The sequence below is a fragment of the Arthrobacter sp. ERGS1:01 genome (assembly GCF_001281315.1).
Taxonomy (GTDB): domain Bacteria; phylum Actinomycetota; class Actinomycetes; order Actinomycetales; family Micrococcaceae; genus Specibacter.
Genome location: NZ_CP012479.1, coordinates 2,468,710 through 2,482,007 on the forward strand (window position 1 = coordinate 2,468,710; position 13,298 = coordinate 2,482,007).

Genomic DNA, 13,298 nt, shown 5'->3' on the forward strand with positions numbered 1-13,298 from the left:
GAAGGGGCGCTTGGCCGGTTTGGTGGTTTTGCTGCTCACGGCCGCCTACACCAGGGCCTTTTTGGAGTCGTGGACGTCGAAGTCCGCGCCCAGGCCGTCAAGTTTCGCGGTGAACCGTTCGTAGCCGCGGCTGATGATGTCGATGCCGGTCACCGTGGACGTTCCCTGGGCTGCCAGGGCGGCGATCATGTGGCTGAAGCCGCCGCGCAGGTCCGGGATGTCGATGGTGGTGCCGGTCAGCGGTGTGGAGCCGGAAATGACGGCCGAATGCGTGAAGTTGCGCTGGCCAAAACGGCACGGCACGCTGCCCAGGCATTCGCGGTGCAGCTGGATGCTGGCGCCCATGCGGATCAGGGCCTCGGTGAAGCCGAAGCGGTTCTCGTAAACGGTCTCGTGCACGATCGACACGCCCTGGGCCTGGGTAAGCGCCACGACGAGGGGCTGCTGCCAGTCGGTCATGAAACCGGGGTGCACATCCGTCTCCAACACCAACGGCTTCAAGTCCCCGCCGGGGTGGAAGAACCGGATCCCGTCGTCGTGGATGTCCATGCCGCCGCCGATCTTCCGGAACGTGTTCACGAACGTCATCATGTCGCGCTGGCTGGCGCCCTCTACGTAGATGTCGCCGCCGGTGACCAGCGCCGCCGACGCCCAGGACGCGGATTCGTTGCGGTCCGGCAGGGCTGTGTGCTCGTAGCCGCGGAGCTCCTGCACACCTTCGATGCGGATCGTGCGGTCGGTCTGCACGGAGATGATGGCGCCCATCTTTTGCAAGATCGCGATCAGGTCGATGATTTCCGGTTCGGTGGCGGCGCCGCTGAGTTCGGTGATGCCCTCCGCCCGGGTTGCCGAGAGGAGCACCTGTTCGGTGGCGCCCACGCTGGGGTACGGCAGGGAAATCTTGGTGCCCTTGAGGCCGTTGGGTGCGGAGATGAGGATGCCTCCGCCGGTCTTGTCCACGACGGCGCCGAATTTGCGCAGCACTTCCAGGTGGTAATCGATGGGCCGGTCGCCGATCTTGCAGCCACCCAGATCGGGGATGAACGCGTGGCCGATCGAATGGATCAGCGGCCCGCACAGCAGGATCGGGATGCGGGAGTCGCCGGCATGGGTGTTGATTTCCGAGCTCGAGGCGATCTTCGCATTGGCCGGATCCAGGGTGAGGTCACCCGTGACGGGGTCCTTGTCCACCGTGACGCCGTGAATCTGCAGGAGCGACGTGACAACTTCAACGTCCTTGATCTCCGGCACATTGCGCAAAGTGGACGGGGCATTGCCCAGCAACGCCGCCACCATCGCCTTGGGAACCAAGTTCTTGGCACCGCGCACCTGGACCCGCCCTTTGAGCGGGACACCTCCACGGACCGTCAGAATCCTGCTCATGTTCACCTATTCCTTCATTCCACACGATGCTCCCCAAACCCTCGGGAGCCTCAGACAAGCATAGTTTCTAAGCCGGGGATGGGCGAAATGGCCCCGGCGGGGGCTCGTTTCCGGGGTTGAGCGGTGCCAATTCCGTCTGCGCGGGAGTTGTCGATTTTCGCGGGTGGTATGCCACCCGCGAAAATCGAGAACTCCCGCGCGGTCGCCGAGGAGCCGTTTTCCGGAGCCGTATCGGCGGCCGACGGTTCCTCCACAGGCAACCGTGATTCCCCGGATATCCACATTCGGTCCCGGTCCGATTCCCGGGAGATCTCCCGCCGGCCAGAATCGGGACATGCAACACTTTCTGCCACCACCGTGGCTGCCCCATCCAGACAAGTTCGACGACGAACACGGTTCCACCAGGCTCTCCCGAAGTGCGGCCAGAGGTGACGTCGTCCGTGTCCGCCGGGGTTTCTACTTGCCGGCGCCCGTATGGGATTCCCTTAAACCGTGGCAGCGTTACCGCACGATGATCCAGGCCGTGAACGATTCCGCGCGCCGTGCACCGGTCTTTTCCCACGAATCGGCCGCCAGTATCCTCGGCCTTCCACTCCTGGAGACCCCTGCGCAGGTCCACTGCCTGCTGCCCATTTCCTCCTCCGGCGGTCGTAACGAGTACGGTGTGCGCCGGCACAATCCGATCCCCGGCGATCCCCTTCCCTGGTGCGTTGACGGGCTGCTCACGACCCCGCTGGTTGAAACCGCCAGGGATCTTGCCGCAACGGGCACGTTCGCCCAGGGACTGACGGCCATGGACAGGCTGCTGCTGCCCAAGTTGTTTCCGGGGATTCCGCTTGGCCTCCTCAGTGCCATTCGTGACGAGGAGGTTTTGGATTCACTCGCCAAATTGGGCAGCGGCAGCCAACGCGGGCGCGTGAAGCGATCCCTGGAGTTCGCAGACATCCGCTCCGGATCTCCGGGCGAATCCTGGAGCCGGGCCATCATGCTTCAACACGGCTTCCCGACCCCGGAACTGCAGCTGCCGTTTCACGACAACCGCGGACTCATCGGCTATCCCGACTTCGACTGGGAGGAATTCAAACTTCTGGGGGAGTTTGACGGGTACGAAAAGTACTCGGCTCAGCGCTTCCTCGATGGCTTGACGCCCTCCCAGGTTGTTGTTGCGGAGAAGAATCGCGAAAACCGGCTGCGAGCGCTCGGCTACAACGTGGTGCGATGGGTATGGGACGACCTGCGCACGCCTGAGCGCCTGATCCGCCTATTGCACGACGCCGGTCTCCCCTCGCGGTAGTTTTCAGGTGGCCGACGTAGCGCCCGGTTCGAAGACTTCCCACATGGCGGCGTAAGCTCCGCCACGGTGGAGCAGCTCAGTGTGGGAGCCGGTCTCCACGATCCGCCCGTTGTCCAGCACCACTATCCGGTCAGCCGCCTGCGCGGTTTGCAGGCGGTGGGCAATGACCACGGTGGTGCGGCCGCTGGAGATCCTGTGCATGGCGGCGCTGACCTTGGCCTCGGTGGCGAGGTCCAGGTTCGAGGTTGCCTCGTCGAGCATCAGGATGGCCGGGTTGACCAGCTCGGCCCGGGCCAGGGCGATGAGCTGGCGCTGCCCGGCGGACAGGGACCGGCCGCGCTCGGCCAGCTCATGCCGGTAGCCGCCGTCGAGCGTGGCAATGAAATCATGGGCTCCCACAGCGCGGGCGGCAGCCTCCACGGTGGCGTCGTCGGCGTCGGGCCGGCCGTAGGCGATGTTGTCGCGGATGGACCCCGTGAACAGGAACGCCTCCTGCGGCACATAGCCCAGCTGGCGCCGGTAGCCGGTGAGGTCCAGCCCGCGCAGCTCGCGCCCGTCGGCACGGACGCTGCCGGTGTCCGGATCGTAGAAGCGGATCAGCAGCTTCATGACCGTAGACTTCCCGGCGCCCGTCTCGCCCACCAGCGCCACGGTCTCCCCCGGTGCAATGCGCAGTTCCAGTCCGCGAATGGCTTCCGGCGGCTTGGACACCCCGGCGTAGGCAGGTCCAAGCTGGTGGGCGTCGGCAGGCCCGCGCAGTGCCGGCCGGCCGCTGCGGTGGATGGGCTCCGACGGATAGCTGAAGTGCACGCCGTCCAGCACCAGTTCGCCGGCCAGCCGGCCCGGCTCCTGTGGATCCGGCGCGTTGGGTGTGAGCGTGTCCATCTTCATGAGGTCCCCGATCCGCAGCACGGAAACTCGGGTCTGCTGCCAGGCGTCGAATACCTGGGAAAGCTGCTGGATGGGCGAGAAGAACATGTCGATGTACAGCAGGAACGCGATCAGCGCACCCGTGGTCAGCGCACCGTCCGTCACCATCCCCGCGCCCACGCCGAGCACTATGGCGTCGGCGCCGTCGGAGAGGAACGCCACGAACGGGAAGTACGTGGCCACCAGGCGTTGGGCGGCCATGCGGGAGTCCAGGTAGCGGCGGCCGAAGCCCTGGAAACGCTCGATCGTGACGGCCTCGTGCACAAACGCCTGGGATTCGCGCACCCCTGCCAGGCTCTCCTGGAAGTCGCCATTGACGACGGCGATGCGGTCGCGCGACTGGTCGTACAGCTTGGCGGCGCGGCGCCGGAACAGGACGGTCGCGATCGCCAGCGGGATCACAACAGTAAAGACGCACAGTGCCAGCTCGGCGTTGAAGATCACCAGGGCGGCGCCGACGCCGGCGAACGTCACGAACGCGACGAGCGCGGACAGCAGCCCGTTCTCGATCAACGATTCAAATTGGTCCACGTCGGTGGTCATCCGGGTCATGATGCGCCCAGCCATCTCGCGTTCGTAATAGTCCAGCGAGAGGCGTTGGAGCTGGGCCCAGATCCTGATCCGCAGGGACAGCATGACGCGTTGGGCCGTGCGGCCGGTGACGAACGTCTCGCCGATCTCGATGATCAGGTCGGCCAGTGTCGCGACCAGGTAGATGCCGGAGGCGGCGAACAGGACGGTTTCAAGCCCCTGGCTGACGCCCTGGTCGATGCCCGTGCGGACCAAGACCGGCCCAATCAGCGAGGCGACGGCGTCGAGCACCACCAGCAACAGCCCCAGCAGCAGCGGGCGGCGGAACTCACGCAGCAGCCCCCACAGGCTGAAGTCCCTGTTGGGCCGGGTTTCCTTCCCAAGATCGACGACGGCGGCGTCCCGCACCGGCCGCAGCGCCGCCACGCGTGTCAGCAGTTCCGGGGTGGGAGCCAGGTTGCGTCGCCAGCTGCCGCCCCCGCCGCGCCCCAGGCCGGCACCGATACTGGGCGCGCCTATGGCCGAGCCCGCGCCCGGGGCCGTCCCAGATCCCTGGGGCCTTCCCCACGCTGCTGCCGTAGTTCCCGATGTTGGTCCCGGCACAGCCTGAGCGGTCTTCCGTGCCGTATAGGCGGCAAGCGCTTCGATACTCCCGCCTGCAAGCGGCGGGCCGTCGTCGTCCTGGACGAAGCCTGTCAGTAGGGAGCGGTAGATTGCGCTTGTGGCCAGCAGGCGCTCGTGGGTGCCGGTGGCCGTGATCCGGCCGCCGTCGAACACGATGATCCGGTCCGCGAGGTGAAGGGAGGACAGCCGATGGGCCACCAGGAGCGTGGTCCGCCCGCGGGTGACCTCGCGCAATCCGTCATGGATGGCTTCCTCGGTCCGTGCGTCAACGGCGCTCGTGGCGTCGTCGAGGATCAGGATGCGGGGGTCCGCCACGATGGCCCTAGCCAGGGCGATCCGCTGGCGTTGGCCGCCGGAGAGGATCAGTCCGCGCTCGCCCACCATGGTGTCGTAGCCGGCTGGCAGGGCTTGGATAAAGCCGTGCGCCTGGCAGATCCGGGCGGCCTCCTCGATCTCCGCGTCGGTGGCATCGGGGCGGCCGTAGGCGATGTTGGCCCTGACGGTGTCGGAGAACAGGAAGCTTTCTTCAAACACCGATCCGATCCGGCGGCGCAGCGAGTTCAGGGCAACGTTCCGGACATCGTGGCCATCGACCAGCACCGCCCCGGATTGCGGATCGTAGAACCGGGAGACCATGAGGCTGACCGTTGATTTGCCGCTGCCGCTGGGACCCACCAACGCCACCCGCTCCCCCGCGTGGATCCGGAAGCTGACGCCGTCCAGCACGGTCTTCGCGCCGCCGTCGGCCGCGCCCAGGTAGCTGAAGCCCACATCGCGGAACTCGATGTCACCGGCGACGTCGGGAAGGGTCACCGCATTGGGGACGTCGGCGATGGCCGGTTTGAGGTCCAGGAGCTGGAAGATCCGCTCCAGCCCGGCGCGCGCCTGCTGGCCGATGGTGAGCAGGCCGGCCAGCTGCCGGGCGGGCGCCATGAGCTGGGCAACGTAGGTGGAGAACGCCAGGAAAGTGCCGAGGGTGATGTCGTGCTGCAGGACCAGGAAACCGCCGACGGCGAGCACGGCCACCTGCCCCAGCGACGGGATGGCCTGCAGGAGCGGCTGATACCGGGCCTGCAGGCGGGTGGCACGCATCTGCGAGCCATAGAGTTTCCCGGCGGAGTCGGCAAGCCGTTCGATCTCGTGCTGTTCCTGCCCGAAGGCCTTGACCACGCGGACGCCGTTGACCACCTCGTCAACGATTTGCACCACGTCCCCCTCACGCTGCTGGGCGTCCCAGGTGGCCGGAAAGATGCGCCAACGCATGCGGTAGGAGACAAATAACAGGGCCGGCGCCATGACGAGGCTGATGATGGCCAGCAGCGGCGAGAGGTACAGCATGACGACGATGGACAGCACCATCATGAGGATGTTGCCGCTCATGATGGGCAGGAAGGAGAGCAGCCCCTGGACCAGTGCCGAGTCGGAGTTGGCGCGCGCCACCAACTGTCCCGTGGGCATCCTGTCCAGGTTGCCGGCGTCCATGGTCTGCAGGTGCCGGTGCATGTCGTTGCGAAGGTCGTACTGGACGGACAGTGCCACCCGGCCGCCACGGTAGCGGCGCAAATAGGAAAACCCGAACGTGGCAATGCCCAGGAAGATCAGCAGCGCCAGCCACGGCCACAGCGGCGATGTGGGGACCAGGATGACGTTGTCCACGATCTGCCGGGTGACCAGCGGGACGATCGTCTGTGCCGTGCTGCCCAGGACGGCGGCCCCGAAGGAAATGACCATGTCCGCCCGGTGGCGCATCAGGTAGCCCCACAACCGGCGCACCCAACCGGGCCCGCCGGACGAGCCGTCCGGTGGAGCCGGGACTTCGGTTGCGGGGCCGCGGTCCCTGACCTGGGTCATGCCGGGGCAGACCCCTCGGCACTGGGCCCGGGCGTGCCAGTTGGCGCTGTGCCGGGCACGACGGCGGCGCGTGCGTCCCGCTGTTCGGCATACCGCGCGCTGACGGCTTCGTTGAGCCAGCCCAGCGTGTCAAGCAATTGCGCCGGCTGCTCCGTCCGGGCGGTCACACTGCGAAGCTCCGCCGCCATCGCCGCATCGGCACGGGAGAGCGCGGCCCACCCGTTTTCGGTGAGCCGCAGGCCCGCGGCCCGCTGATCCGCCGCCACGTCGACGCGGTCAAGGAACCCCCGTTCGCACAGGGAGGCGACGGCGGCGCTCACCGCCGGGCGGCCCAGCGCCAGTCGGGTCGCGACCCGTGAGGCGATCTCGTCCCCGGCGGACACGGCCGCCAGCACCCGGTAGTGCGGCAGGCTCAACTCCCCCAGGGAGCGTTCCAACAACCGGGACACGCGCACCAACGCCCTGACTGCCGCCACCGCAGGATCCGGCTCACCGCGGAACTCCCTGATCTTCTCCATGCGTCAAGCGTAAGCACTTTGTTCGGTCATCGAACCATATTTTTTGCTGTGAATTTGCTGCTTCGATTCGGCGCGGGGCTGCTGTGGTGATCCGCTCCCGGCCGGCCGCGGGCGAATCACCACAACGGCCCCCGCATGGCAAAAAGTCGGCCCGCCCCAGGGATGGGACGGGCCGGCTTGAAAAACGGAGACTACGTGCGCGCGGGCAGCGTGGTCGGCTTGTACGACGGTCGCGTGGATTCGAACGCGGTGATGGCCGGTTCGTCGCGCAGTGTCAGGCCAATGTCGTCCAGGCCCTCCAGCAGGCGCCAGCGGGTGTAGTCGTCGATCTGGAACGGGGCCACAACGGTCCCGGCCGTGACCATCTTGGCCACAAGGTCCACCGTGACGTCCGTGCCGGGCGCGTTTTCCAGGACCTTCCAGATCAGCTCGATGTCGTCCTGGGCCACCTCGGCAGCAACCAGGCCCTGCTTGCCGGAGTTGCCGCGGAAAATGTCGGCAAAGCGGGAGGACAGCACGGCCTTGAAGCCGTAGTCCTTCAGCGCCCACACGGCGTGCTCGCGGGAGGATCCGGTGCCGAAGTCGGCGCCGGCCACCAGTACCGAGCCGGCTTTGTACGGTTCCTGGTTCAGGATGAACTCGGGATTCTTGCGCCAGCTGGAGAACAGGGCGTCCTCGAAGCCGGTGCGGGTGATCCGCTTCAGGTAGACGGCGGGGATGATCTGGTCCGTGTCAACGTTGCTTTGGCGCAGCGGGACACCGACACCGGTGTGGGTGGAGAACTTTTCCATGGGTGGGGTCCTTACGCTACGTTGCTTGCGGATGGGGTCTCGACAGGCTCGACCACCGGGTCCAGGTCCGACGGCGAGCTGAGGGTTCCGCGGACGGCAGTGGCGGCCGCCACCACGGGAGAGACCAGGTGGGTGCGCCCGCCCTTGCCCTGCCGGCCCTCAAAGTTGCGGTTGGAGGTCGACGCGCAACGCTCGCCCGGGCCAGTTGGTCCGGGTTCATGCCCAGGCACATGGAGCAGCCGGCAAAACGCCATTCGGCGCCAAAGTCCAGGAACACCTTGTCCAGGCCCTCGGCCTCGGCTTCCAGCCGGACGCGTGCGGATCCGGGCACCACCATCATGCGGATGTTGGGGTCCTTTTCGCGGCCGCGGACAATGTCGGCCGCGGCGCGCAGGTCCTCGATGCGGGAGTTGGTGCAGGAGCCCAGGAACACCGTGTCGACACGGATGTCCTTCATGGGCGTGCCGGCCTCCAGGTCCATGTAGGCCAGGGCGCGCTCGGCGGCGGCCTTCGCGTTCTCGTCGCCGAAGTCCTCGGGTGAGGGGACGGCGTCGTTCAGGGAAACGCCCTGGCCCGGGTTGGTGCCCCAGGTGACGAACGGTTCCAGGGTGTCGGCGTCCAGGAAGACCTCGGCGTCGAATTCGGCGTCGTCCTCGGTGGTCAGGGATGACCAGTACTCGACGGCGGCATCCCACTCGGCGCCGACGGGTGCGTGCGGGCGGCCCTTCAAGTACTCGAAGGTGGTCTCGTCCGGGGCGATCATGCCGGCGCGGGCGCCGGCCTCGATGGACATGTTGCAGACGGTCATGCGGGCGTCCATGGACAGTGCCCGGATCGCGGAGCCGCGGTATTCCAGGACGAAGCCCTGGCCGCCGCCGGTGCCGATCTTGGCGATGATGGCCAGGATGATGTCCTTGGACGTCACGCCGGGGCGCAGGGTGCCCTCGACGTTGATGGCCATGGTCTTGAACGGCTTCAGCGGCAATGTCTGGGTGGCCATGACGTGCTCGACCTCGGAGGTGCCGATGCCGAACGCCAGGGCGCCCACGGCACCGTGCGTGGAGGTGTGGGAGTCGCCGCAGACAACCGTCATGCCCGGCTGGGTCAGGCCCAGCTGGGGACCCACCACGTGGACGATGCCCTGTTCGGCGTCGCCCAGGGAGTGCAGGCGCACGCCAAACTCGGCGCAGTTGTTGCGCAGCGTCTGGATCTGCGTGCGGCTCGTGAGGTCGGCGATCGGCTTGTCGATGGCCAGCGTCGGGGTGTTGTGGTCCTCCGTCGCAATGGTCAGGTCCGGGCGGCGCAGCGGGCGGCCGGCCAGGCGCAGACCCTCGAAGGCCTGCGGCGAGGTCACTTCGTGGATGAGGTGAAGGTCGATGTAGAGCAGGTCGGGCTGGGCGGCGTCGCCGTCCCCCTCGCCCTGCTTGACAACGTGGTCGCGCCAAACTTTTTCGGCCAGCGTCTTCGCGGTCTTCCGCGGAGTCGATGTCGAAACGGTCGGCACCTGCGCTGAGTCGCGCGCTTCGGGTGTGGTTGCCTCGGACACAGCAGCTCCCTTCATCTCTTGAGCGGCCCGGCCCCGGAATTTGGGGTCACGGATGCTCTTTTACGGTTTGTCTGATTCCCACTGTTCCAGTGTTGTCGGCACTGAAGCCAGCCCGTCGATTTGCATCTCACATAATGAGACGTCAATATCATTACATGGACAATTCTAGTGGCGTTGGCGTCATCGATAAAGCAGCCCTCGTGCTTGATGCACTGGAGGCCGGACCCACCACCTTGGCTCAGCTTGTTGCGGCCACCGGTTTGGCCCGTCCCACCGTGCATCGCCTGGCACTTGCCTTGGTACATCACCGGCTGGTCAGCCGGGACATGCAGGGGCGGTTCGTGCTCGGCAGCCGGCTCGTGGAGCTGGCCTCTGCCGCCGGCGAGGACCGCCTCATTGCGGCCGCCGGCCCCGTGTTGCTGCAGTTGCGCGACTCCACCGGCGAAAGCGCGCAGATTTTCCGCCGCCAGGGCGATTCCCGCGTGTGCGTGGCATCCGCGGAGCGCCCCATCGGCCTGCGCGACACCATCCCCGTGGGCACCCAGCTAACCATGAAGGCCGGCTCCGCCGCACAGGTCCTGCTGGCCTGGGAGGACCACGAGCGCCTGCTCGAGGGCCTGCACAACGCCCGCTTCACCCCCACGGTCCTGGCCGGCGTCCGGCGTCGCGGCTGGGGCCAGAGCCTGGGCGAACGCGAGCCCGGCGTCGCCTCGGTTTCGGCACCCGTGCGCGGACCGTCGGGCCGGGTCATCGCGGCTGTGTCCATCTCCGGACCCATCGAGCGCCTCACCCGCCAGCCCGGCCGCCTGCACGCGGAGATTGTCTGCAACGCCTCCCGCATCCTCACTGAGGCGCTGCGGAAGTCCGCGGACTAACCCACCGGATTCTGTGTTGCAGTTGTTGGACGAAAATGCCCCGTTTTAGGGATATTTACGCCAACAACTGCAACACAGATTTCCCGGCAGGTAGGGTTTTGCCATGACCAATTTCGGGGTATTCCTGCGCGGCATCAACGTCGGCGGCATCAACATCAAAATGGCCGATCTCCGCACCGCCCTGACCGCGCTTCCCATCACTGGCGTGAAGACGCTGCTCGCCTCTGGAAACGTCGTCTGCTCGGCCCGGACGGATGGGCCGGCCGTGAAAACGCTCGTGGAAAACTGCCTGCGGGAAAACTTCGGCTACGACGCCTGGGTGGTGGTCCTGGACCAGGCCCAATTGGCGGCCATCATCGAGGCCTGCCCATACCCGGCCGACAACAAGGAACAGCACAGCTACCTCACCCTGTCCTCGGATCCGGCCATCCTGGACGAGCTGGAGCAGCTGGGCCGCGAACTTCCCGACACCGTCCTGGCCCGGCTCAGCCCCGAATCATTGGCCTGGCTGGCCCCGGCCGGCGGCACCCTGGACAGCCCGTTCAGCAAGCTCTCCGCCAAGGTCAAATACAAGAGCACGACGACGACCCGCAACTTGCGCACCATGCTCAAGGTGCGCGACGCCCTGGGTTCCTGACGCCCGGCGAACACGCTTCAAAGGGATGGTCCACCCGCTTCATGACGGGTCGAAGTAACAACCGCGAGTGGAAGCGAAGGGGTTTTGGCCCGGTGTTGGCGGGGCGTGTAGCTTCGGTCATCACCGCGTCCCCCAGAGATTGAGTTGTGCCATGACACACGAGCCCGCCGCATCGTTCCTCACCGATCCGGACTTCGCCCAACAGTCCCTGGAGAACACGGCGCTGGTCCACGCCAGGTTCGTCCGGCCCGGCGCCGACGGCACCGGCTCGGCCCTGCAGATCGGGCTCCACTTCGAGGGCGATTCGCTGCTCGCGCCCGGCGGCACCCTACCGGCCCGCAACCACGCTGTCAGCCGCGGCATGGTGAACAAGGTGGCCACCGGCGTCGAACCCAACACCGAGTACCGTCTCACCATGACCATCAAGGGCGCGGGCCTGATCTGGGGCATCTTTGACGCCGAAAACGAGCCCTACTACCGCGGATTCGCGGCCGGCGGACCCATCACCGACCGCTACAAGGGCATGACCACCCCCGGCGGCGGCACCGAATGGGAAACCGTGGAGGCCACCATCATCACGGGGCCGCGCACCACCGAACTCCATGCGTTTTGCATCCTGGCCGAGAACACCGGCCCCGGCTGGTGCGATTCCATGACGGTCACCCGGATCGGCCCGGCAGCGCACGCCGTGGAAGCGCCTGCCACCTGGGCGGTGCCGCCGGCGTCTGCGAACACGTTCCCCGTGACCATCCCCGCGATCCGGCAGTTCGCCCCCACGGAAGGGCTCTGGTCCCCTGCCGCCGGCGTCAGTGCCGTCGCCGTGGATGTGGAAGCGGCCGGCGTGCTCGACGGCGTTGCCCGGCTTCTCGCGGCCCAGCTCACCGAGTCCGGGGCCGGGCAGGAGGTCGGCGTGGTGGCCGTCTCGGGCGAGGACGTACCGGCCGACGCCGTCCACCTCACCCTGGGCGAAGTGGACCTCAGCGGTGCCTCCGCCAAGGCACGGGAGCTAGCGGCGGAGGCGTATGAACTCCACATCACCACGCACGGCGTGCGCGTGGTGGCAGGCGGTGCGGCCGGGGCGTTGTACACGGGGTCAACCCTGGTGCAGGCGCTGAAGTCGGCGGCGGCTCTGCCGGCCGGAACCGTCCTCGATTTCACGGAGCAGAAATATCGCGGCCTGCAGGTGGATTCGGGCCGGCGGTTCTACACGATCGACTGGCTCAAGGACCAGATCAAGGACCTTGCCTACACGAAGCTGAACACGCTTTCCGTGCGGGTCAAGGACAATGAGGGGCTGCGCATCGAAAGCGGGGTGCTGCCCAAGATCATGGACACCACCCCCGGCGGCGGGTTCTGGAGCAAGGCCGAGATCAAGGACCTCGTGGCCTTCGCCCGGCAGTACCACGTGACGGTCATTCCGGAGTTCGACATCCCCGGCCACTCCGACATGGACACGCTGGTCTACCCGGAGTACATGTTCCCCGGCGGCGAGGGCGAGGCGGCCGGCTGGGACTACTCGCGCGCCGACGTCCGCCAGTTGCTGATCGACGTGTTGCGCGAAACCGGTGAAACCTTCGAGAGCCCCTTTGTCCACGTGGGCGGCGACGAATTCTTTGGCCAGGACCACCCCCATGCCCTGGAGTGGATCCGGGCCCACACCGGGGACCAGGAGGCCACGAGCGTTGACGCCTACCTGGAATTGTTCAACGAGGTGGCAGCCGGGCTGGCACAGGCCGGCTTCAGGACCATGATGTGGAACGACATGATCAACGGCAAGAACACGGTGGTGGAGCTGAGCCGCGACATCACCATCGTCTACTGGGCCGAAATCTACGAGTCGTTGTCCGCCGAGGAGCTCATCCACCAGGGTTACGAGCTGATCGGCTCCTCCTCGGATTTGTACCACGACCTCTGGCCGCCGCTGGATAAGTCCCAGAAGCCCAATATGACCATCAACCAGCCGCTGCCGGAATACCAGTGGCAGACGTATTTGAGCCCGTTCATGTACTCGCGCGGCTGGTCGGACCCCGAGCAGTTGACCCCTGCCGCCGAACCGGGTTCGCTGGGCCAGATCTTCCCCATTTGGGACGATGCGCACGGCTGGGCGCCCGAGGAGCTCTTGACGCAGACCCTGCTCCCCCGCCTGCGGATCCATGCGCAGTCCGTCTGGAACTCACCTGCCCCGGTAGCCTCCTTCGCCGAGTTTGACCCGTACCTGCGCTTCCTGGGCCACGCCCCGTTCTTTGGGCAACATGGCTAGCCGGTCTCGACAAGCTCGACCACCGGCAACTGAACCCGAGGACCGGCAATTGAGCCCG

Annotated in this window: 8 protein-coding genes and 1 pseudogene; 4 read left to right on the top strand and 5 right to left on the bottom strand. The window is 66.7% G+C overall.

Going from position 1 to position 13,298, the window contains the following annotated elements; all coding sequences use genetic code 11:
• Positions 1 to 45 precede the first annotated feature (45 nt).
• Positions 46 to 1,383 (bottom strand): UDP-N-acetylglucosamine 1-carboxyvinyltransferase, encoded by a 1,338-nt coding sequence (gene murA / locus AL755_RS15120; RefSeq protein WP_054011711.1) that lies wholly within the window; start codon positions 1,381 to 1,383, stop codon positions 46 to 48.
• 523 nt (positions 1,384 to 1,906) lie between these two features.
• Between murA and AL755_RS15125 the strand changes: the two genes are divergently transcribed.
• Positions 1,907 to 2,677, top strand: coding sequence for a hypothetical protein (locus AL755_RS15125; protein WP_160318917.1), 771 nt, complete (start codon positions 1,907 to 1,909; stop codon positions 2,675 to 2,677).
• Positions 2,678 to 2,680: 3 nt separating this feature from the next.
• Here the strand turns inward: AL755_RS15125 and AL755_RS15130 are convergent, their stop codons facing one another.
• The 4 genes and pseudogenes from AL755_RS15130 to leuC form a co-directional block, all read right to left on the bottom strand.
• On the bottom strand, positions 2,681 to 6,613 hold the full coding sequence (locus tag AL755_RS15130) for an ABC transporter ATP-binding protein (protein ID WP_054011712.1): 3,933 nt from the start codon (positions 6,611 to 6,613) through the stop codon (positions 2,681 to 2,683).
• Positions 6,610 to 7,131: a MarR family winged helix-turn-helix transcriptional regulator gene (locus AL755_RS15135; protein ID WP_107503866.1), complete on the bottom strand. Its 522-nt coding sequence runs from the start codon at positions 7,129 to 7,131 to the stop codon at positions 6,610 to 6,612. The genes AL755_RS15130 and AL755_RS15135 overlap by 4 nt, the downstream gene beginning before the upstream one ends.
• Before the next feature lie 191 nt (positions 7,132 to 7,322).
• Entirely contained in the window at positions 7,323 to 7,922 is a 600-nt protein-coding gene (leuD, locus tag AL755_RS15140; RefSeq protein ID WP_054011713.1) for a 3-isopropylmalate dehydratase small subunit, read from the bottom strand.
• A gap of 11 nt (positions 7,923 to 7,933) precedes the next feature.
• Positions 7,934 to 9,483: pseudogene (gene leuC, locus AL755_RS15145) on the bottom strand (3-isopropylmalate dehydratase large subunit).
• Positions 9,484 to 9,623: 140 nt separating this feature from the next.
• On the opposite strand from leuC, the gene AL755_RS15150 reads away from it, so the two are divergent.
• From AL755_RS15150 to AL755_RS15160, 3 genes are all read left to right on the top strand, one after another.
• Complete coding sequence (locus AL755_RS15150) at positions 9,624 to 10,343, top strand: IclR family transcriptional regulator (RefSeq protein ID WP_054011714.1); 720 nt, start codon at positions 9,624 to 9,626, stop codon at positions 10,341 to 10,343.
• 103 nt (positions 10,344 to 10,446) lie between these two features.
• Positions 10,447 to 10,980, top strand: a complete 534-nt coding sequence (locus AL755_RS15155) for a DUF1697 domain-containing protein (protein WP_054011715.1) — start codon at positions 10,447 to 10,449, stop codon at positions 10,978 to 10,980.
• Positions 10,981 to 11,131: 151 nt separating this feature from the next.
• Positions 11,132 to 13,240, top strand: a complete 2,109-nt coding sequence (locus AL755_RS15160) for a family 20 glycosylhydrolase (protein ID WP_054011716.1) — start codon at positions 11,132 to 11,134, stop codon at positions 13,238 to 13,240.
• Positions 13,241 to 13,298 lie beyond the last annotated feature (58 nt).

Bases quoted from the DNA above. Each gene is read 5' to 3' on its own strand.
- AL755_RS15130 (WP_054011712.1), bottom strand. From the start codon at position 6,613: ATGACCCAGGTCAGGGACCGCGGCCCCGCAACCGAAGTCCCGGCTCCA.
- AL755_RS15155 (WP_054011715.1), top strand. From the start codon at position 10,447: ATGACCAATTTCGGGGTATTCCTGCGCGGCATCAACGTCGGCGGCATC.
- murA (WP_054011711.1), bottom strand. From the start codon at position 1,383: ATGAGCAGGATTCTGACGGTCCGTGGAGGTGTCCCGCTCAAAGGGCGG.
- AL755_RS15150 (WP_054011714.1), top strand. From the start codon at position 9,624: ATGGACAATTCTAGTGGCGTTGGCGTCATCGATAAAGCAGCCCTCGTG.
- leuD (WP_054011713.1), bottom strand. From the start codon at position 7,922: ATGGAAAAGTTCTCCACCCACACCGGTGTCGGTGTCCCGCTGCGCCAA.
- AL755_RS15135 (WP_107503866.1), bottom strand. From the start codon at position 7,131: ATGGAGAAGATCAGGGAGTTCCGCGGTGAGCCGGATCCTGCGGTGGCG.
- AL755_RS15160 (WP_054011716.1), top strand. From the start codon at position 11,132: ATGACACACGAGCCCGCCGCATCGTTCCTCACCGATCCGGACTTCGCC.